The organism is Streptomyces sp. NPDC049687 (assembly GCF_044465285.1).
Taxonomy (GTDB): domain Bacteria; phylum Actinomycetota; class Actinomycetes; order Streptomycetales; family Streptomycetaceae; genus Streptomyces.
The window spans coordinates 34,963-53,832 of sequence record NZ_JBITLN010000014.1 but is presented as its reverse complement, the minus strand read 5'-3'; the positions used below and the strand labels follow the sequence as shown (position 1 = coordinate 53,832).

18 protein-coding genes are annotated in these 18,870 nt (G+C 72.3%); 4 read left to right on the top strand and 14 right to left on the bottom strand.

The features are described from left to right. Positions 1-218: 218 nt before the first annotated feature. From ACIBVL_RS34145 to ACIBVL_RS34115, 7 genes are all read right to left on the bottom strand, one after another. Positions 219-1,190, bottom strand: a complete 972-nt coding sequence (locus ACIBVL_RS34145; protein WP_399103453.1) for an N-acetylglucosamine kinase — start codon at positions 1,188-1,190, stop codon at positions 219-221. Then, a complete protein-coding gene (locus ACIBVL_RS34140; protein WP_399103451.1) occupies positions 1,181-2,446 on the bottom strand; it encodes a 6-phospho-beta-glucosidase in 1,266 nt (421 codons plus the stop codon). Before ACIBVL_RS34140 ends, ACIBVL_RS34145 begins: the two co-directional genes overlap by 10 nt. Before the next feature lie 6 nt (positions 2,447-2,452). Next, positions 2,453-3,346, bottom strand: a complete 894-nt coding sequence (locus ACIBVL_RS34135) for a carbohydrate ABC transporter permease (RefSeq protein WP_399103449.1) — start codon at positions 3,344-3,346, stop codon at positions 2,453-2,455. A gap of 1 nt (position 3,347) precedes the next feature. Next, positions 3,348-4,289, bottom strand: coding sequence for a carbohydrate ABC transporter permease (locus ACIBVL_RS34130; RefSeq protein ID WP_399103447.1), 942 nt, complete (start codon positions 4,287-4,289; stop codon positions 3,348-3,350). 2 nt (positions 4,290-4,291) lie between these two features. Continuing rightward, positions 4,292-5,641 carry an ABC transporter substrate-binding protein gene (locus ACIBVL_RS34125; protein ID WP_399103445.1) on the bottom strand — a complete coding sequence of 450 codons (1,350 nt, stop codon included), beginning with the start codon at positions 5,639-5,641 and terminating at the stop codon, positions 4,292-4,294. 98 nt (positions 5,642-5,739) lie between these two features. Beyond that, a complete protein-coding gene (locus ACIBVL_RS34120; protein WP_399103443.1) occupies positions 5,740-6,951 on the bottom strand; it encodes an ROK family transcriptional regulator in 1,212 nt (403 codons plus the stop codon). Positions 6,952-7,173: 222 nt separating this feature from the next. Then, complete coding sequence (locus tag ACIBVL_RS34115) at positions 7,174-8,007, bottom strand: hypothetical protein (RefSeq protein ID WP_399103441.1); 834 nt, start codon at positions 8,005-8,007, stop codon at positions 7,174-7,176. 107 nt (positions 8,008-8,114) lie between these two features. Between ACIBVL_RS34115 and ACIBVL_RS34110 the strand changes: the two genes are divergently transcribed. After that, entirely contained in the window at positions 8,115-8,333 is a 219-nt protein-coding gene (locus tag ACIBVL_RS34110) for a hypothetical protein (protein ID WP_399103439.1), read from the top strand. A 14-nt stretch (positions 8,334-8,347) separates the two neighbouring features. Here the strand turns inward: ACIBVL_RS34110 and ACIBVL_RS34105 are convergent, their stop codons facing one another. Next, positions 8,348-9,457: a mechanosensitive ion channel family protein gene (locus ACIBVL_RS34105; RefSeq protein WP_399103437.1), complete on the bottom strand. Its 1,110-nt coding sequence runs from the start codon at positions 9,455-9,457 to the stop codon at positions 8,348-8,350. Between the two features lie 315 nt (positions 9,458-9,772). On the opposite strand from ACIBVL_RS34105, the gene ACIBVL_RS34100 reads away from it, so the two are divergent. Continuing rightward, positions 9,773-10,309 (top strand): HNH endonuclease, encoded by a 537-nt coding sequence (locus tag ACIBVL_RS34100; protein ID WP_352343479.1) that lies wholly within the window; start codon positions 9,773-9,775, stop codon positions 10,307-10,309. Positions 10,310-10,354: 45 nt separating this feature from the next. On the opposite strand, the gene ACIBVL_RS34095 is transcribed toward ACIBVL_RS34100, so the two are convergent. The 6 genes from ACIBVL_RS34095 to ACIBVL_RS34070 form a co-directional block, all read right to left on the bottom strand. After that, a complete protein-coding gene (locus ACIBVL_RS34095) occupies positions 10,355-10,957 on the bottom strand; it encodes a hypothetical protein (protein ID WP_399103435.1) in 603 nt (200 codons plus the stop codon). Next, positions 10,954-12,285: a hypothetical protein gene (locus ACIBVL_RS34090; RefSeq protein WP_399103432.1), complete on the bottom strand. Its 1,332-nt coding sequence runs from the start codon at positions 12,283-12,285 to the stop codon at positions 10,954-10,956. Before ACIBVL_RS34090 ends, ACIBVL_RS34095 begins: the two co-directional genes overlap by 4 nt. Further along, positions 12,282-13,049 carry an ATP-binding cassette domain-containing protein gene (locus ACIBVL_RS34085; protein WP_399103430.1) on the bottom strand — a complete coding sequence of 256 codons (768 nt, stop codon included), beginning with the start codon at positions 13,047-13,049 and terminating at the stop codon, positions 12,282-12,284. The genes ACIBVL_RS34090 and ACIBVL_RS34085 overlap by 4 nt, the downstream gene beginning before the upstream one ends. A 44-nt stretch (positions 13,050-13,093) precedes the next feature. After that, positions 13,094-13,981 (bottom strand): zf-HC2 domain-containing protein, encoded by an 888-nt coding sequence (locus ACIBVL_RS34080; RefSeq protein ID WP_399103427.1) that lies wholly within the window; start codon positions 13,979-13,981, stop codon positions 13,094-13,096. After that, positions 13,978-14,589, bottom strand: a complete 612-nt coding sequence (locus ACIBVL_RS34075; RefSeq protein WP_399103425.1) for an RNA polymerase sigma factor — start codon at positions 14,587-14,589, stop codon at positions 13,978-13,980. Before ACIBVL_RS34075 ends, ACIBVL_RS34080 begins: the two co-directional genes overlap by 4 nt. 68 nt (positions 14,590-14,657) lie before the next feature. Beyond that, a complete protein-coding gene (locus tag ACIBVL_RS34070) occupies positions 14,658-16,346 on the bottom strand; it encodes a DUF4157 domain-containing protein (protein WP_399103423.1) in 1,689 nt (562 codons plus the stop codon). Between the two features lie 202 nt (positions 16,347-16,548). On the opposite strand from ACIBVL_RS34070, the gene ACIBVL_RS34065 reads away from it, so the two are divergent. Continuing rightward, a complete protein-coding gene (locus ACIBVL_RS34065; protein WP_399103420.1) occupies positions 16,549-16,746 on the top strand; it encodes a hypothetical protein in 198 nt (65 codons plus the stop codon). A 31-nt stretch (positions 16,747-16,777) separates the two neighbouring features. Next, on the top strand, positions 16,778-18,853 hold the full coding sequence (gene malQ / locus ACIBVL_RS34060; RefSeq protein WP_399103418.1) for a 4-alpha-glucanotransferase: 2,076 nt from the start codon (positions 16,778-16,780) through the stop codon (positions 18,851-18,853). Positions 18,854-18,870: the final 17 nt, after the last annotated feature.

The following is an 18,870-nucleotide window of genomic DNA, read 5'->3' as shown; positions in this document are numbered from 1 at the left end:
CATGTCTCGCCGCAAGTATCGCTGGCGGGGGTGACATTGCGAACCCGCTTCACTGGATCTTGATCAGATCGCAGTCACCCTGCTCATGAATACGCGTCGCGTGGGGGATCGGTTCCTTCTCGGGGGCCGTTGTGTGTCGGTCCGCGGGCCCGATGCGGCTGGTCGCGCCCACGCGGCGGAGCCGCACATGGATACGGCCCCGCGCCCGGTCGGTCACCTCACGTTGCGAAGAAGTCCCGTGTCCTTCCCTGTTCCTCCGCGCCCGCCCCCAGCCGGTCCAGGCCCAGCAGCGCCGCCCCCAGCACGGGACGTGCCGCCACCACCCGTGCCACCGCCTTCGGTGCGCGCACCGCCAGGCGCTCGCGTACGCCGTCGTCGAGTTGGCCGTGGCCCGCTGTCAGGACGCCTCCGCCCAGCAGTACCGGCGTCTCCTCCTCCAGGAGTTCCAAGCGCGTCAGGGCCACCGTCGCCATCGTCACCACCTCCTCCGCCAGGTGGTCGACGATCCCGCGCGCCACCGCGTCGCCCTCCGCCGCCGTCGCGAAGAGGACCGGGGTGAGTTCGTGGCGGCGTACGTCCGGGATGTGGGCCAGGTGGAGGGCCTCGATCAGGGCGTACATGGACGGAAGGCCGAAGTGGGCCGGCAGAGCGTGCGCGAGTGCCGTGTCCTCGCCCCTGCCGTCCTCCGCCCTCGCCGCGTACCAGATCGCCTCCTCCGCCAAACCCCAGCCGCCGCCCCAGTCGCCGGAGAGGCGGCCCAGGGCCGGGAAGCGGGCGGTGCGGCCGTCGGGGCGCATGCCGACGCAGTTGATGCCGGCGCCGCAGACCACGGCCACGCCCCGGGGGTCGGGGACGCCGGCGCGCAGGATCGCGAAGGTGTCGTTGCGGACGTCCACGGTCGCGCCCCACGCGCGCGCGTGCAGCGCGGCCGCCAACTGGCGCTCCTCCACCGGAAGGTCGGCGTTGGCGAGGCAGGCGGAGACGTGGGTCACCGAGGTGACGCCGGCGGCCGTGCACGCGCGCGCGACGGTGTCGGCGAGCGCGTCCACGGCCGCCGTGACGCCCACCGCGGGCGGGCGGAAGCCACCCCCGCGGGCGGTGGCGAGCACCTCCCCGTCGGGCGCCACCACCGCCACGTCGGTCTTGCTGTTGCCCGCGTCGATGGCGAGGACGCTTGCGGTCAGGCCCACGCGAGGTGCTCCCGGTTGTGTGCGATGAGTTGGTCGGTCAGTCGTTCGGCGTACTCGTACTGGGCGATCAGGGGGTGGGCGAGGAGGGCCTTGAAGACCCGGTCGCGGCCGCCGTGCAGGGCCGCCCGCAGGGCCAGGTCCTCGTACGCCGTCACGTTCGCCATCAGTCCCGCGTAGAGGGGGTCCACCGAGGCCACGGGGAGGGGGGACGGGCCCTTGGGGCCCACCGCCGCCTGGACCTCGATCACCGCGTCGTCGGGGAGGAAGGGGAGCGTGCCGTTGTTGTAAGCGTTCACTACCTGGTACGGGCTGCCCGAACCGGTGAGCAGTGCGGCCGCCAGGTCCACCGCGGCCTCCGAGTAGTAGGCGCCGCCGCGTCGGGCCAGCAGCTCCGGCTTCTCGTCGAGCGCCGGGTCGCCGTACATCTCCAGCAACTGCCGTTCCATCGCCGCCACTTCGGCCGCCCTCGACGGCTTCGTCCGCAGTTCCCGTACGACCTCGTCGTGGGCGTAGTAGTAGCGCAGGTAGTAGGACGGGACCACGCCGAGGCGGTCCAGGAGGGGACGGGGCAGACGCAGGTCCGCCGCGATGGTGTCGCCGTGGTCGGCCAGGAGCCCGGGCAGGACGTCGTCGCCCTCGGGGCCGTCCAGGCGTACGCCGGTCTCCCAGGTGAGGTGGTTGAGGCCGACGTGGTCGAGGTGGACGTCCGGCGGGGAGACGTTCAGCAGGGCGGCGAACTTGCGTTGCAGGCCGATCGCCACGTTGCACAGGCCGACCGCCTTGTGGCCCTCCCGCAGGAGGGCGCGGGTGACGATGCCGACCGGGTTGGTGAAGTCGACGATCCAGGCGTTCGGATTCGTACGGCGGACCCGTTCGGCGATGTCCAGGACCACCGGGACCGTGCGCAGCGCCTTGGCCAGGCCGCCGGCTCCGGTCGTCTCCTGGCCGACGCAGCCGCACTCCAGGGGCCAGGTCTCGTCCTGCTGGCGGGCCGCCTGGCCGCCGACGCGGAGCTGGAGCAGGACCGCGTCGGCGCCGTCGACGGCCCGGTCCAGGTCGGAGGTGGTGACGATCCGGCCCGGGTGGCCCTGGCGGGCGAAGATGCGCCGCGCCAACCCGCCCACCAGCTCAAGGCGGTCGGCCGCCGGGTCCACCAGGACCAGTTCCGCCACGGGGAGCGTGTCGCGCAGGCGGGCGAAGCCGTCGATCAGTTCGGGCGTGTAGGTCGAGCCTCCGCCGACCACGGTGAGTTTCATGGCTTGTTAACCCTTTACTCCGGTCAGGGTGACACCTTCGACGAACGCCTTCTGCGCGAAGAAGAACACGAGGATCACCGGGGCCATGACCAGCACGGTGGCCGCCATGGTGAGGTTCCAGTCGGTGTGGTGGGCGCCCTTGAAGGACTCCAGGCCGTAGGAGAGCGTCCAGGCGGCCGGGTTCTCCGAGGCGTAGATCTGCGGGCCGAAGTAGTCGTTCCAGGCGTTGAAGAACTGGAAGAGCGCGATGGCGGCGATGCCGGGCCTGGCCATCGGGAGGATGACCTTCAGCAGGGTGCGCAGGTCTCCGCAGCCGTCCACCTTCGCCGCGTCCACGTACTCGTTGGGGATGGTCATCAGGAACTGGCGCAGCAGGAAGATCGAGAACGCGTCGCCGAACGCCAGCGGGATGATCATCGGCCACAGTGTGCCCGACAGGTCCAGCTGCTTGGCCCAGAACAGGTACATCGGGATGACGACCACCTGCGGGGGCAGCATCATCATCGAGATCACCAGCATGAGCGTGAGATTGCGGCCCCGGAAGCGGAACTTGGCCAGCGCGTACGCGACGGGGACGGAGGACACGACTGTCAGGACTGTTCCCAGTCCGGCGTAGATCAGGGTGTTCTTCCACCAGGTGAGGAAGCCGGGGGTGTCGAAGACCTTCCTGTAGTTGGCCCATTCCCAGGTGTGCGGGATCAGGTCCCGGCTGAGCGCCTGCGAGTCGCTCATGAGGGAGGTCAGGAACACGAACACGAAGGGGAGCGTGAAGAAGAGGGCCGCGGCGACGCCGAGGGAGTGGACCGCGATCCATTCCAGGAGCGCCTTGCGGCGGGCCGTGCGCTCTGCGGGTGAGGCGGGGGCCTGCAACTCCACGGGACGCTCGAGTACTTGGGCCATGTCAGTCACCTGCCTGGATGAGACCGCCCCGGCGCCGCATCAACAGCGCGGTGAACGCCATCGACAGGGCGAACAGGACCAGGGCCACGACACAGGCCGAGCCGTAGTCGAAGCGCTGGAAGCCGAGGTTGTAGACGAGCTGGGGGAGGGTGAGCGTGGAGTGCTCCGGGTAGCCGGGCTCGAACATGGTGCCCGCCCCCTGGATCACGCCCGAGGCGACCTTTCCGGCGACCAGCGGCTGGGTGTAGCACTGCATCGCCGCGATCACACCGGTGACGACCGCGAACATGATGATCGGCGAGATGTTGGGAAGGGTGACGAACCGGAACCGCTGCCACGCCGACGCGCCGTCCAGTTCCGCGGCCTCGTACTGCTCCTTCGGTACGTCGAGCAGCGCGGCCATGAAGATGACCATCAGGTCGCCGACACCCCAGAGGAACAGCAGGGTGAGGGCCGGCTTGGACCAGTCCGGGTCGTTGAACCAGCCCGGTGCCGGGATGCCGAACCTCTCCAGGATGGAGTTGACCGGGCCCGTACCGGGGTTGAGGAGGAAGGCGAAGGCCATCGTCGCGGCCACCGGCGGGGCCAGGTAGGGCAGGTAGAACAGGGTGCGGAAGACACCCGTACCGGTCTTGATCTTCGTGATGAGCATGCCGATCCCGAGTCCGAACAGAACCCGGAGGGTCACCATGATCACGACCAGCCAGAGGGTGTTGCGCAGGGCGGGCCAGAAGAACGGGTAGTGCTCGAAGACGTAGGTCCAGTTCTTCGTCCCGCTCCAGGTCGGCGGCTTGAAGCCGTCGTAGTGCATGAACGAGAAGTAGACGGTCGAGATCATCGGGTAGGCGAAGAAGACCGCGAAACCGATCAGCCAGGGAGACAGGAAGGCGAGGGTGCGAAGCGCCGACCGGCGGCGCTTCGACCTCAACGTGACGGTGGTCATCGCTACTTGGCCTGCGCGATGTCCGTGTCGATCTGTGCGGCGGCCTTCTTCAGGCCCGCCTGCAGATCGGTGAGCTTGCCGCTCTCGTAGTCGTAGCCGAGCTGCTGGATGGTCGTGAGGTACACCCCGCCGTTGACCGAGGCCGGTGAGGTGGTCGAGTTCGGGTTCGCGGCGATGTCCAGGAACGTCTTGAAGCGCGGGTCGTACTTCAGCTTCGGCGACTTCAGGGCGGCCAGCGTGGAGGGCACGTTGTGGATCGCGTTGGAGAAGTTCACCACCGCGTCGGTGTCCGTGGAGATGTACTTCACGAACTCCCAGGCCGCGTTCTGCTTCTTGCTGGTGGCGGCGATGCCGGCGATGGTGCCGGTGATGTAGCCCTTGCCGTACTGGTCCACCTGGTCGTCGGAGACGGGCAGCGGGGCGACGCCGATCTCGAAGTCCGGCTTGGCGTCCAGGGCCATTCCCAGGCGCCACTCACCGTCCAGCTGCATGGCCACCTGGCCGGTGTGGAAGGGGTGCTTGGGACCCCACTCGTCGCCGAGGCCGGCGCGGAACTTCTCCAGCTTCTTGAAACCGCCGAGTTCGTCGACGAGCTTCTTCTGGAGCGTGAGGGCGTCGGAGACGGCCGGGTCGCCGGCGATCGTCGACTTGCCGGACTTGTTGAAGTAGGTCGGCGAGAACTGGCCCATGTAGTGCTCGGTCGTCGTCTCCCAGCCGTGGTAGTTCGGCATGAAACCGAGCTGCTTGTACGTGTCGCCCTTGGTGATCGTCAGCTTCTTGGCGTCGGTCTCGAACTCGGACCAGGTCTTCGGCGGGGCGGTGATGCCCGCCTTCTCGAACGCGGTCTTGTTGTAGTAGAGGCCGTAGGCGTCACCCAGCAGCGGCACGGCGCAACGGTCCAGGTCGTACTGGGTGTAGTCGTTCATCGCCTTCGGGAAGGTCGTGCCCGGGTCGATGTTCGACTTCTTGAAGAAGGGGTTGAGGTCGACCAGGGCACCGGAGGAGCAGAACTTTCCGACGTTGTTGGTGGTGAAGGACGAGATCACGTCGGGCGCCTTGTCGCCGCCCGCCCGCAGCGCCTGGTTGATCTTGTCGTCGGTCATGTTGCCGACGACGTTGACGTGGATGTTGGGGTGCGCCTTCTCGAAGCCGGCGACCAGCGCCTTCACGCCCTTGACCTCGTTCGGCGCGCTCCAGGCGTGCCAGAAGGTGATGGTCTGCTCCTTGGAGGCGTCATCGCTCGTGCCGGCCGCGGACTGGCCGGTACAGGCGGTGGTGCTCAGCAGCAGGGCCGTCGAGGCAGTCAGGGCAAAAGCCGCCTTTCGGACGACTTCGGGTACACGTGTGGACATGGCGGGACCTCCCGGGGACGGGGCAGAGTGAGGTGAGGTGAAGAGAGGTGAGGTGAGGTGAAGCGAAGTCGGCTGAGGTCGGCCGACGGGGTGTTGCGTCAGCGCGAGGTGTCGAAGACCTCGTCGCGGGTGGCCGCCAGCGCGCTCTCCAGCGCGCCGCGCAGCACGGGCCGTTCGATGACGTCGCCCACGACCAGCTTCGGGCGGGACGCGGCCAGTTCCTCCAGTTCGGCCTGGACGAGGGCGCGCAGCACCTCACCGCCGGCCGTCAGGGAGGCGCCGCTGAGGACGACGAGTTCGGGGTCGAGGACGGAGACGAGTGAGGCGAGACCGGTCGCGAGCCGGGTCGCGTACGTCTGGAGCAGCAGCCGGTACAGGACGGTGTCCTCGGTCGCGGCCCGCTCCACGAGCGCGGCGGCGACCTCGGCGTACGGCCCGGTCGGGATGTGGGTGATGCCGAGTTCCCGGGCCAGGTGCGGGATGGCCTGGGAGCCGGCCAGTTCCTGGTAGCCGCCACTGTTGGCTTTGGTTACCTGCCGGACGAGCGGCGCTCCCGGGACCGGTAGGAAACCTACCTCTCCCGCGCCGCCGGTCCAGCCGCGGTGCAGCCGTCCGCCGAGGACGAGGGCGGCGCCGAGACCGCCCTCGTTCCACAGCAGGACGAAGTCGTCGTATCCCCGGGCCGCGCCGAGCCGTTGTTCGGCGACGGCGACGAGGTTGACGTCGTTCTCGTACTCGACCGGCATCGGCAGGGCTGCGGCGAGTTCGTCGAGCAGCGCGGGCGAGTGCCAGCCGGGGAGGTGGGAGGCGTAGCGCAGTCGGCCGGTGGTGGGGTCGAAGGCGCCGGGGGTGGCGACGACGAGCCTGCGCACGTCGTCCCGGGTGAGGCCCGCGGTCTTCACCGCGCCGTCGAGGGCCTCGGTGACCTGCCGTACGACGGCGTCCGCGGCCTTCCTGGCGGGTGTGGGCACCTCGTACGTGCCCACGGTCCGGCCGGTGACGTCGGCGACGGCGGCGAGGACGCGCTCGGGGGTGACGTCCAGGCCGGCGGCGTAGGCGGCGGCCGGGTTGACCTCGTAGAGCTGGGCGTTGGGGCCGGGTCGTCCCTCGGTGGTGCCGGTGGCGAGGACCAGGCCCGCCGCCTCCAGCCGGGCCAGCAGCTGGGAGGCGGTCGGCTTGGACAGGCCGGTGAGCTTGCCGATGCGGGTACGGGACAGGGGGCCGTGCGCCAGGAGGAGGTCGAGGGCGGCGCGGTCGTTCATGGCGCGCAGGACGCGCGGGGTGCCCGGCGTACCGGCGGTTCCTGCCATGGGTCGACACCTGCCTTTCTGAGCTGCCCAGCTTTTCAGTGGCGCGGGACGCAAGTCCACTTCCGGCCACTGTTAGGAAAGTTTCCTATCGGCTGGGGAGGAACGTAAGCCCGGGGCGAAGGGGGAGTCAAGGCAAGAAAACGGAAACCGCCCCCGAGGCAACGCAGTCGTTACCTCGGGGGCGGCGGTGTGGGGTGAGGGGCCTCGGCCGGCCCGGGCCGGCTACCTCACGTCGACGTAGTCGGCGGCGGCCGTCTTGGCCGCGGTGGTGGAGGTGCCGGCGAAGGTGAAGCGGTAGTAGCCGTCCTTGCTCGCCTTCACGGTGGTGGAGAGGGCGCCGCCGGTGCCGGAGGTGATCGTCTTCACCGTGGTGTAGGCGTCGGCGCCCTTGGCCTTGAACCGAAGGGCGACCTTCTGGCTCGCGTAACCGGTGTACGTGTCGCTCGCCCAGTTGGCGCGGGTCAGCTTGCCCTTGACGGTGAGCGTCCTGCCCTTGACGACCGGCTCGGGCGTGGCGTTGACGGTCAGCTTGGCGGCGCGCTGGATCTTCGCGGTCGCCGCGTTGGTCCACATGTCGTAGCCGAACTCGAAGCTGATGTGGCCGTCGGAGTCGTCGAGGTCCGAGGCGCCGTGGCCGTAGAAGCCCGCGGTCTTCCAGGTGCCGGCGTCCGCGGCCTCGTAGAGGCTCTCCCGCGGGTCGATGACCAGGGTCTCGGTGCACGACTCGATCACCCTGGTGTCGCTGGTGGCCGTCGTGGTGCAGGTCGGCGCGGTGTCCGACTCGATGGAGTTGTCCTGCTCGGCCAGGGAGCCGCGGTAGAGCAGGACGCCCACGAAGTTCGTCTTGTAGTCGACCGTCAGGTCGGCCGGGCGGGCCAGCGTGTACGTCACCGGCACCTTCACCTTGGCGGTGGTGCCGACGACGATCGCCTTGCCGTTGTTGACCTTCACATGGGTGAAGGCCAGATCCGGCGAGTCCGCCGAGGCGGCGGGCGCGGCCAGAACCCCCAGGGCCAGGGCGCCGGACAGAGCGGTGCCTATGGCGAGTTTCCTCATGTTTCCCCCTTCGAGTCGGGCCCCTGGGCGTTGCGCTCCAGAACAAGGGCCCGATAAGGAGGTTGACGATATGGGGTCATGTGACGCGGTGGAAGGGTGGGGTACCTGTGAAGATCGTGCGGGGTGCGGGTGGTCGCCGGCGCACGGCGGTGCTGAACCTCGTGCCGTTGCCGGTGACCCGGATGCTCCTCGAGCTCTGGTGCCTCTCCCTGGCCCGGCCCGGGTGGAGGTCCAAGCCGGGGACGGCCGCAGAGGGGCGGCGGGACCGCGCACGGGCAGCGGCCTTCGTCGCGGCCTGCCGGATCGCCCGGGCCATCAGCCCCTGACGCCCTCCGGGCCGCTACTTCGGCGCGGGGCTTGCCGCCGCCCGCTGGGGAGCGAGCGGTGACGCCGCCGCCACCTGCGGGGAGTCCGCGTTGGAGAAGACCGACGGGGCCGCGACCGCTGCCGTCGGGTCGGCCGGGTCCTCCTCCGCGGGAGTCGTCGCGCCGCCGACGATGCGGATGTCCGCCCTGTCGAAGGCGTGCTTGATGCGCCAGCGCAGTTCGCGTTCCACGGCCAGGGCCTTGCCGGGCATGGTCCTCGCCGACACCCGGACGACCATCGAGTCCAGCAGGACGCTGTCCAGGCCCAGGACCTCGATCGGGCTCCACAGGAGCTCGTTCCAGGGCTCTTCCTTGCTCATCTTCTCGGCGACCTCGTCCAGCGTGGCCTTCACGTGGTCGAGGTTCTCGGAGGCCTTCACGGTGACGTCGACGCCCGCCGTCGCCCAGCCCTGCGAGAGGTTGCCGATCCGCTTGACCTCGCCGTTGCGGACGTACCAGATCTCGCCGTTGTCGCCGCGCAGTTTGGTCACCCGCAGGCCGACCTCGATGACCTCGCCGCTGGCGACGCCCGCGTCGATCTGGTCGCCGACGCCGTACTGGTCCTCCAGGATCATGAAGACGCCGGAGAGGAAGTCCGTGACCAGGTTGCGCGCGCCGAAACCGATCGCCACACCCGCGACACCGGCGGACGCCAGCAGCGGGGCGAGATTGATCTCGAAGGCGGAGAGGGCCATCAGGGCCGCCGTGCCCAGGATCACGAAGCTCGCCACCGAGCGCAGGACCGAGCCGATCGCCTGCGAGCGCTGCCGGCGCCGCTCGGCGTTGACCAGCAGTCCGCCCAGTGTGGTGGAGCCCTCGGGCGACTCGACCGTGCGGTTCATCCGGTCGATGAGCTTGGTGATCGCGCGCAGCACGAACTTTCTCAGCACCGCCGCGATCACCAGGATCAGCAGGACCCTCAGGCCGATCGCGAGCCACGTCGACCAGTTCTGCTCGACCCAACTGGCCGCGTTCGTCGCGCTCTCCTGGGCGTCCTGGAGCGAAGGGACCGTCACGGTCGGCGACCCCGAGGGGGTCGGCGAGGGCGACGAACCGGCGGCCAGTAGGACGTCGGGCAAGGACACGGCAGGTACCTCCAGGTGCAGCGGTCCGCCTCCGGTGTGATGGTCAACGTCTTCAAGGTCACGAAACGGTCACCGGACAGGCGGAACCACCACACTAACGGGGCATTGTGTGTGGGTCCGCCCGATGCGGCAAGGAGAGACCACCCTCACCTGCGCTTGAACAGGCCATGATCCGGGGGATGAATCAGGGGTGTGGTCGAAAACACTCCCAGCCCGTTACCGGGACATGGTGGCGCGTCCACCAGCGAAGAGGAGAGACTGACTGCAGATCGTCCCGGCGCGAGCCACGCGCCGCCGACGCCCAAGGAGGCATCCGTGCCGCATGTCCTGGTCCTCAACGCGTCGTACGAGCCGCTCGGCGTCGTACCGCTCCGCCGCGCGCTCGTCCTCGTCCTGGAGAACAAGGCAGTCTCCCTGGAGGAATCCGGCGCCTTCATGCACAGCGCAACCGTCACAGTCCCCGCACCCAGCGTGGTCCGGCTCAAGCGATTCGTCCGGGTTCCCTATCGGGGGCCCGTTCCTCTGACCCGTCGAGCGCTGTTCGCGCGGGACGGGGGCCGGTGCATGTACTGCGGTGGCGTCGCAACCAGCGTCGACCACGTCATCCCGCGCAGCCGCGGGGGCAAGCACGTGTGGGACAACGTGGTGGCGTCCTGCCGTCGCTGCAACCATGTCAAGGCCGACCGTCATCTCGTCGAGATCGGCTGGCGGCTGCGCCACAAACCCGCCCCTCCCTCCGGCCTCGCCTGGCGCATCATCGGCACGGGCCATAGGGACCCGCGCTGGCTGCCTTACTTGCAGCCGTACGGCGCGGACGACGCCTTGGCCCGGATCGACGGCATCTCCGCCTGACGATCCGGGCTTCTTCATGCCCCGTGGCGCCGGCGCCCGGCAGGGTCAGCCACGGGGCCCTTCGGGACGGGCGCCCCGTACGGCGTACAGGACCGTGCCCAGCACGAACACACTCGCGGCCGACACCCACGCGGCCGTCACCTGCGCCGGCTGCCCCGGCCACACCCCCGCCGCGACCGCCCGCCGGCGTACCCCCGTGGACGCCAGGTACACCGCGCCGACGCAAGCGCATGTCGGCAGCCAGCTCAGCCGGGCGCCCACCAGGACCGCCGCGGCCGCCGCGACGCCCGTGCAGCCCAGCAGGTTGCGGATCATGACCGACGGGCCGAACGCGAGCCCCTCCCCGAGCACGGCGAGCGGCAGCAGCGCCGCCGCCGACGCCGTCAGGCCGACCAACTGGGTCAGCCGACGTGGCCACCAGGGGCGCACGGCCGTACGGTCCAGTTCCTCGGCGGCGGTGTACAGGCTCGCGCCGATCACCGCCGCCGCCAGCAGCGGGGCCAGCGCCAGGAGCGGCAGCAGCCGGTCCCGATCCGGCCCGGAGCCCGTCCGGGCCGCCGCCCACAGAGCGAGGACGGCGGTCCCGGCGAGCGCGGCGAGCGCCCCGGGCACGGCCCGGGAACGGACGTACAGCAGCACACCGCTCACAGGGCCGGCACCTCGCTCGCGCCGCAGTCGCCCACCGACTCGAAGTACGCCGACAGCCACCTGCGGCGCTCGTCCCCGCCCATCGAGGCCAGCGCGGCACGGGCCGCCCTGCGCTGCGCGAGCCCACGACGACGCTCCTCGTCGCCCTTCGCGTCCAGCTCGTCGAACGTCTGCTCGGCGGGGCTCGGCGCGAGGTAGTGCTCCACGGCGTCGTCCGCCAGGCGCAGGTCCGGGTCCAGCTCCGGGCAGTCCCCCCTGCCCTCCAGCATCATCACCGCCTCCCACGCGTACTGCTCCGGATCGGTCAGCCGCCCCCGCACGACCGACCAGCCGATCGGTGTCAGCATCGGCAGCTGGACCTCGCCGTCGCGCGGCTCGCCGGAGTGGTCCTCGAACCGCACCGGCAGGTTCCGTACGCCCTCCAGCCGCCCGGTGACCCCCGACAGCGCGGCCGTTACCTGCGGCAGCAGCTCGCCGTAGCGGGCGTTCACACACACCTGGGGCGTGGTCGAGGTGTCGCACACCTGACGGCCACCGACCGGGTCAGTCCGCCACAGCCCGTCCCCGGTCCCCACCAGCAGCGCGCCCGCCGTCACGGCCGCCGCCAGCGGCGGCAGGGCCGTCCACCGGCGCCGGGCCGCGTACGCCAGCACCGCGGCCGCCGTCAGCCCGACGGTCCACACCGCCATCGCCCCGGGCTGCCACACCACCGGGACCAGGCCCTCGCTCACCGGGATCGCCGGGTCCAGAGAGCGGCCGACGCCGGTGTCCGCCCGCCCCGTCAGGGCCAGGCCGAGGTACCCGCCGAGCGCGAGCAGCGGCGCCGCCGCCCGCCAGGGGATAAGCCGCCCCACCACATGCCCGGCCACCGCGGCGGCCGCGAGCACCACCGCGTCGGTCGGCAGCAGGTCCAGATGCGGCCGGTCGCCCCGGGCGTACGGCCAGGTCGCGAGGAGCGCCCCGGCGGCGGCCACCAGATACCCCGCCGCCATCCCCAGCGCGACCGGCAGCGCCGAGGCGAGGAACCGCGCGAGCGGCAGGCGTACGGCCGTCCCCCACAGTTCCTCGGTGCCCCGCCGCCGTTCCCGCCCGCCCTGCCGGCAGCCCGCGGCCGCCGCGAGCGGCACCAGGACCAGCAGCACGCTGTGCAGCTCGGTACGGGTCTCGGCCCAGCCGCCCTGCCAGCGGTCCGCCACGGCCGCCAGCAGCACGGCCGGCGTGAGGAGGCCGGCGGCTGCGGCCCAGGGCGCGAACCCGCGCCCGGCCTCGGCGCGCAGCGGGTGCGCGGCCTTTCGCCGCCGGGTCTTCGGCTTCGCCACGAGGGTCATCGCGCCGCCTCCGCCCGGGTGCGGTGGGCGCGCAGGGCGGCCGTGTAGCCACGTTCGATGGGGTTGTCGCCGACGCCGTCGGGCCCCTCGCCGAGTCCGGTCAGGGACGCGGGGGTGCCCTGGTAGGCGACCCGGCCGGCTTCCAGGAGGGTGACCTCGGTGCAGGCGGCGGCCACGTCCTCCACCAGGTGGGTGGAGACGACGACCGTGGCGCGGGCGCCCAGGTCGCGCAGCAGCTCACGGAACTCGACGCGCTGCTCGGGGTCGAGGCCCGCCGTGGGCTCGTCGAGGAGCAGCACGTCGGGCTCGTTGACGATGGCCTGGGCGATGCCGACGCGGCGGATCATGCCGCCGGACAGCGTCTTCACCTTCGCGTCCGCGCGGCCTTCGAGGCCGACCCGCGCGATGGCGCGCTCGACAGCGGCCGGGGTCCCGGCGACGGGCATGTCCTTCAGCCACGCCACATACGCGACGAACTCGCGCACCGTGAACCCCGGGTAGTAGCCGAACTCCTGCGGCAGATAGCCGAGCCGGGCGCGGACCGCACCCCGCCGCCGGGGGTCGCCTGCGTCCTCGCCGAGGATCTCCACCCGGCCGGCGTCGGGCTGCGCCACGGTGGCCAGCACCCGGATCAGGGAGGTCTTCCCGGCGCCGTTGGGGCCGAGCAGGCCGTGCACGCCGAGGCCGAGGTCGAGGTCGACGGCGTCCAGGGCGACGGTTCTGCGGTGGCGGACGCGCAGTCCGCTCACGCGTATGGTGCTCACGTCTTGTTCTCCAGGCTGTCGAGAGACGAGCTGTGGGTTCTGGTTCAGCGCCGGGCCGACGGTTGGTCGTAGGCGGAACGGCGCGCGGCCAGCAGCGCGGCGCTCAGCACGGCCGCGCCCGCCCAGCCGCCCTGGGCGAGGGGGCCGTCGAGGCAGCGGTCGAGCTGCTCCGCCAGCCCGGCGAGGGCCCGGCCGCCGGAGGCGGTCAGCGCCGGGACGAGGACCACGCACAGCCAGCCCCCGCCGATCACCGCCGTGGCGGCGCGGCAGCCCACGTACCCGGCTAGGGCCAGCGAGGCGAGGGTCAGCGCGAGGCCCGGCAGCAGCCAGGCGGCCGCGCCCGGAGCGCCGGAGGCGGGCAGCAGCAGACCGGTGAGGGTGAGCAGCGGCAGGCTGACCCCGAGGACGGCGGCCGTCCGCGTCAGCACCAGCCGCAGCCCGCCGTTCGGCGTGGCCGCCGCGATCTCGTGCAGCGGATCGGCGTACTGCCCGTAGGACAGGGCGACCCCGGCGACGGGCACGACCGGCGCGAGGGCGAGGAGCAGCGGCCGGGCGCCCTCGACATCCGCGCCGTACGCGAGGCCGAGCGCTCCCAGGGCGACCAGCAGCACGGTGGGCAGCCAGGCACCGCGGACGGCGGGACCGGCGGCCCACAGGGCACGGGCCAGGAAGGAGGACCACAGGCGGGCACGCGGGGACGGCGGTGCCGGCACGTGTTCCCGCACGTCCTTCAGCACCGTCTCCCGAACCCCGGCGAGGACCAGCCCGGGCACGGGCAGTCGCCGTACGGCCGCCGAGACGCGTTCCGCGCACCCCCCGCACCGCTCCAGATGCTTCTCCAGGGACCAGGCGTCGGCCTCCGGGAGGGTGCCGTCGGCGTAGCGGGCGGCGAGGTCGCCGGACGCGTGCCAGGGGTCGGTACCGGTGCTCATGCCAGGCCTCCCGAGGTCGGAGCGGGGTTCAACTGGGCCAGGGCGGCGCGGAGTTCGGCGCGGGCCCGCATCGCGCGCGTCTTGACGGTGCCCTCGGGTATGCCGAGCAGCCGGGCCGCCTCACGGGTGGTGAGCCCGTCTACGACGGTCGCGCGCAGCACCTCCCGCAGCTCGGGCGAGATCCGGTCGAGGGCGGTGCCGACATCGCCGAACTCCAGCCCGGCCAGCACCCGCTCCTCGGCGGAGGGCGCCTCGACGCGGGCGGAGGCGGCGTCGGCGTCGAGGGGCGCCGTCTCGATCCTGCCGGCCCGCTCCCGCACCCGCCGCGCGTCGACGAGCCGCCGGGCGGCGATGGTCCACAGCCAGCCGCCCGCCTCCCCGCCCCGGTGCCCGGCCGCCGACCGCCACACGGTCACGAAGGTGTCCTGCACCACCTCCCGCGCCACCTCGGCATCGCCGCAGCGCCGGACCAGCCGGGCGTACAACCACCCCGCATGCCGGTCGTAGAGCGTCCCCAACGCCCCGGCGTCCCCGTCCGCCACGGCCCGCAGCAACGCCGCGTCCGTATCGCTCTCCGCAAGGCCCCTCACGGGCCGGAACCGTCTCACACCCCGTCTATCGACGGCTTCCGCCCCACCGGTTCACGCCCGGGGCGCCGTCGGTGCGGCGGGTTCGGTCAGCCGCTGCCGAAGTTGCGGACGGGGAAGCCGCCGGCGTTCGGCCCGGACGCCTTCTCCTTGGCCTCGGAGTAGACCTCGGCCAGTACGGCGGGCATTCCCGCGTAGTTCATCGCCCGCCGGATCCGGTCCCGGACCGCCGTCCAGTCGATGTCGCGGTCCTTGACCGCGGAGAGCCCGCAGAGGCGCTTGAGTTCGCTGCGGGCGTCCTTGGCGCGGCGGGTCGTGGTGTTCCTGTCCTTCGGGAACGCGGCGGCGAGCAGCCCGGCGAGGCGCTCGATGTGCGCCTCCTGGGCCGAGGCCTTGGGCATCTTGCCCTTGTCGTCGAGCGGAAGTACGAGCCTGTCCCGCCGCTCGTCGGCGGGCCGGTACTCGGGGAAGTCCTCGAAGTCCGGCATGCCCAACCGGCCCGTCAGGGCGCTCATCGGCTGCACCGTGCCGTGCCGGGCATCCTGCCGGACCTCCTCGACCAGGCCGTCCGGGGCATAGGTGACGAGGGAGTTCGGCACCGCCGTGCTGATGACCTCGCCCATCCACGCCCCGCGGATCTCGTACTGGTCCGAGTCCTTCGCCTTGTCGGTGCTCTGGCTCAGGTTCCCGGGGTCGTGGGCGGACTTGATCTGCTTCTCGCTGACCGCGTTCCCGGTGACCCGCCGGTAGGTCTCCAACGGGACGAGGAAGGACCTCACCAGCGTGGTCGTCCGCGCCGTCGGCCGGGCGAAGCCGCCGGCGTCGCCGCGGTTCTTCTGGTCCTGGTAGGTGCGCACGTAGTGCATCGACCGCCAGGGGCGGCCCATGTTCAGCCAGGCGGAGTCCTGCTGGTTGCGGAAGTCGATGGAGCCGTCCCCGCGCTGGTGCACGTCCTTGTGGCCGCCGCCGGTCATGACCGGCGCGAACACCGTCTGGTAGACGCGGACGTACGTCTCGCCGTCGTGCTCCTCGACGTCGATGTCACCGCGGTTGGTCAGGGAGACCTTGCCGCCCGCCGCCGCCACGTAACTGGGTTCCTGATGGATCATCCGCTGTACGGGGAGAGCGGACCGCCCGCCCCCTGCGCCGCCCGTCGCGGGCGAGGCCGCGTCGGTCGTGCCGGCGCGTGCCGGGACCGGCCCGCTCATCACCCGGGCCGCGTTGTCCTCGGCGGCGCGTTCACAGCGGTCCGCCGGGTCGCTGACCCGCAGCCCCGTCCCGATGTCCGTGCCGGGGACCGGGCCCCGTCGCTGCTGGATGACATGGGTGAGTTCGTGGGCGAGGGTGCGCTTGTCCCCGCCGCCGTCGCCGATGACGACGTGCCGTCCGGAGGTGTAGGCGCGGGCGCCGATGCCGGCGGCGGAGCGCCGGGCGGCGGCGCCGGTGTGCAGGCGCACGTCGGAGAAGTCGGCGTCGAGGCGCGCCTCCATCTCCGCTCGCAGCGGAGCGGCGAGCGGCTGTCCCGGAGAGGACAGGACCTCTTCGACGGCGGACCGCTGCACCACGGCGGCGTCCTGCGCGTGACCGCAGCCGGCCCCGTGCTGGTGCTGCTCGGCGTGGCGGGCCTGCTGAACGGCGCGCGTGGCGGCGGAGTTCCCGGCGGCACGCTGCAGGGCGAGGAGACCGGCGGTGGACAGCACGGGCGAGGCCGAGGCGGCCCGGGCCGACGCTCTTACCTCGCCGGGCCCGGCGTTCCTCGCGGGGCGGTGCGCGCGCATGATGGGATCTTTCTGTAGCCGTCGCTCCCCGGTCTACCGGCACCGGCCCCCCACGGGAAAGGTGCGGCCGGGCAGAGTCCCTGTCCGACGGGGCAGCCTGACCTTGGTGACCCCGGGCACCGCGGCGGGGTCGGCACGTCTGTCCTAGCGTCCGCTGGGTAGGCCTGCGATAACCGTGGCCGCACCCCCGAAGGAGCTCACCGTGATCGCACCGGCCCACTCCAAACGCCCGGCGGAACTCTCCGCCCACCTCCTCGCAGAGCCCCACCTGTGCGCTTTCAGCGCCGAAGGCGCCTGCGCCGAGGCCCCGCTCACCAGCGAGCCTCCGCTGCCCGACGCCGAGCCCCTCACCAGCGAGCCGCCGCTCGCCGCCGCGGACTCCGACTCCACGAGGCCATAGGGCCTCTCTTCTCGGATCTGAAAGGCCCTAGATGACCGCACCCCTCGGCGAGGAGCTCGCCCGGCTCGCCGCGCTGCACGGTGTCGCCACCCACTACCGGCCCGCCCCCGACCGCACGGTCACGGCCTCACCCACCGCCGTCACCCGCGCGCTCGCCGCTCTCGGCGTCGACGCGGGCACCCCGCAGGCCGTCCGGGCCGCGCTCGACACGCGGGAGCGCGAGCTGAGCGCGCGGCTGCTGCCGCCGACGGTCGTGTGCTGGAGCGGCAGCCCCTGCGACGCCCTCGCCCCCCTCCCCGAGGGCACCCGGCTGCACATCGAGACCGAGCAGGGCGAGACCCGGGACAGCGTCGAGCGCCTCCCGCTCGGGGTGCACCGGCTGACGGCCACCGCCCCCGACGGCCGCACCGCCCGTGTCCACCTCGTCGTGGCCCCGCCCCGGCTGCCGACGCCGCCGGGACGCTCGTACGGACTCCTCGTCCAGCTGTACTCCCTGCTCTCCCGCCGCTCCTGGGGCATGGGCGACCTCGGTGACCTCGGGGAGCTGGCCGGCTGGGCCGGGCGGGTGCTCGGGGCCGGGTTCGTGCAGGTCAACCCGTTGCACGCCGCCGTACCCGGGGCCCCGACCGACCCCTCCCCGTACCGGCCCTCCTCGCGCCGCTTCCCCGACCCCGTGCATCTGCGCGTCGAGGACGTGCCCGAGTACGCCTACGTCCAGGGCGGGCTGCCCGAGCTGACCGAGCGCGCCGGACGGCTGCGGGCGGCCGTGCTGGAGAAGGGGGAGCTGATCGACCGGGACGCGGTGTGGGAGCTCAAGCGGCGGGCCCTGGAGCTGGTCGCCGAGGTGCCCCTCGGGCCGGGACGGCGCGCCGCCTACTGCGACTTCCTCGCCGAACAGGGGCAGGCCCTGGAGGACCACGCCACCTGGTGCGCGCTCGCCGAGGTGCACGGGTCGCAGTGGCAGCGGTGGCCGGACGGACTGCGTGATCCCCGCTCGGCCGAGACCGCCCGCGCCCGGGGCGCGTTGATGGACCGCGTCGACTTCCACTCCCGCCTCGCCTGGCTCACCGACACCCAGCTCACCGCCGCGCAGAGGGCCGCGCGCGAGGCCGGGATGGGGATCGGGATCGTGCACGACCTCGCGGTCGGCGTGCATCCGGAGGGCGCGGACGCCTGGGCCCAGCAGGAGTTCTTCGCCGCCGGGATGTCCGTGGGCGCCCCGCCGGACGCCTTCAACGCGCGCGGCCAGGACTGGGGCCTGCCGCCGTGGCGGCCTGACCGGCTGGCCGCGTCCGGGTACGCCCCCTACCGGCGGCTGCTCAGAGCCCTCTTCCGGTACGCCGGCGCCCTGCGCATCGACCACGTCATGGGGCTGTTCCGGCTCTGGTGGGTGCCCCAGGGGGAAGCGCCGACGGAGGGTACGTACGTCCGCTACGACGCCGAGGCCATGCTCGCCGTACTGGTGCTGGAGGCCTCGCGGGCCGGTGCCGTCGTGATCGGCGAGGACCTCGGCACCGTGGAGCCGGGGGTGCGCGAGGCGCTGCGGGAGCGCGGGGTGCTCGGGACGTCCGTCCTGTGGTTCGAACGGGACTGGGACGGCGACGGGCGGCCCCTGCTTCCGGACCGCTGGCGCGCCGACTGCCTCGCCACCGCCACCACCCACGACCTGCCGTCCACCGCCGCCCGCCTCACCGGCGAACACGTCGAACTCCGCGACCGGCTCGGTCTGTCGACCCGCCCCCTGGACGAGGAGCGCGCCGAGGCCGCCGCCGACACGGGGGAGTGGCTGGCCCTGCTCACCCGGCTCGGGCTGCTGGCCGGGACCGGCGGCGGCAGCGACCGTTCCTCGGAGGAGGCGCAGGTCCAGGCCGTCCACCGGTTCCTGCTGCGCACCCCCGCCCGCATGCTCGGCGTCTGGCTCCCGGACGGAGTCGGCGACCGCCGCCCGCAGAACCTCCCGGGCACCTGGGACCAGTACCCGAACTGGCGGCTGCCCGTCGCCGACGGGGAAGGGCGCCCGGTGACCCTGGAGGAACTCGCCGCCTCACCCCGGCTGCACGCACTGATCGACGTCCTGCGGGAGGCACGGCCGGCGCCCGGGGGGTAGGCGCGCGGTGGCCAGGA

Excerpts from the sequence above, each read along its gene's own strand:
- ACIBVL_RS34140 (WP_399103451.1), bottom strand. The coding sequence starts at position 2,446 with ATGAAACTCACCGTGGTCGGCGGAGGCTCGACCTACACGCCCGAACTG.
- ACIBVL_RS34135 (WP_399103449.1), bottom strand. The coding sequence starts at position 3,346 with ATGGCCCAAGTACTCGAGCGTCCCGTGGAGTTGCAGGCCCCCGCCTCA.
- ACIBVL_RS34130 (WP_399103447.1), bottom strand. The coding sequence starts at position 4,289 with ATGACCACCGTCACGTTGAGGTCGAAGCGCCGCCGGTCGGCGCTTCGC.
- ACIBVL_RS34125 (WP_399103445.1), bottom strand. The coding sequence starts at position 5,641 with ATGTCCACACGTGTACCCGAAGTCGTCCGAAAGGCGGCTTTTGCCCTG.
- ACIBVL_RS34120 (WP_399103443.1), bottom strand. The coding sequence starts at position 6,951 with ATGGCAGGAACCGCCGGTACGCCGGGCACCCCGCGCGTCCTGCGCGCC.
- ACIBVL_RS34115 (WP_399103441.1), bottom strand. The coding sequence starts at position 8,007 with ATGAGGAAACTCGCCATAGGCACCGCTCTGTCCGGCGCCCTGGCCCTG.
- ACIBVL_RS34090 (WP_399103432.1), bottom strand. The coding sequence starts at position 12,285 with ATGACCCTCGTGGCGAAGCCGAAGACCCGGCGGCGAAAGGCCGCGCAC.
- ACIBVL_RS34080 (WP_399103427.1), bottom strand. The coding sequence starts at position 13,981 with ATGAGCACCGGTACCGACCCCTGGCACGCGTCCGGCGACCTCGCCGCC.
- ACIBVL_RS34070 (WP_399103423.1), bottom strand. The coding sequence starts at position 16,346 with ATGCGCGCGCACCGCCCCGCGAGGAACGCCGGGCCCGGCGAGGTAAGA.
- malQ (WP_399103418.1), top strand. The coding sequence starts at position 16,778 with ATGACCGCACCCCTCGGCGAGGAGCTCGCCCGGCTCGCCGCGCTGCAC.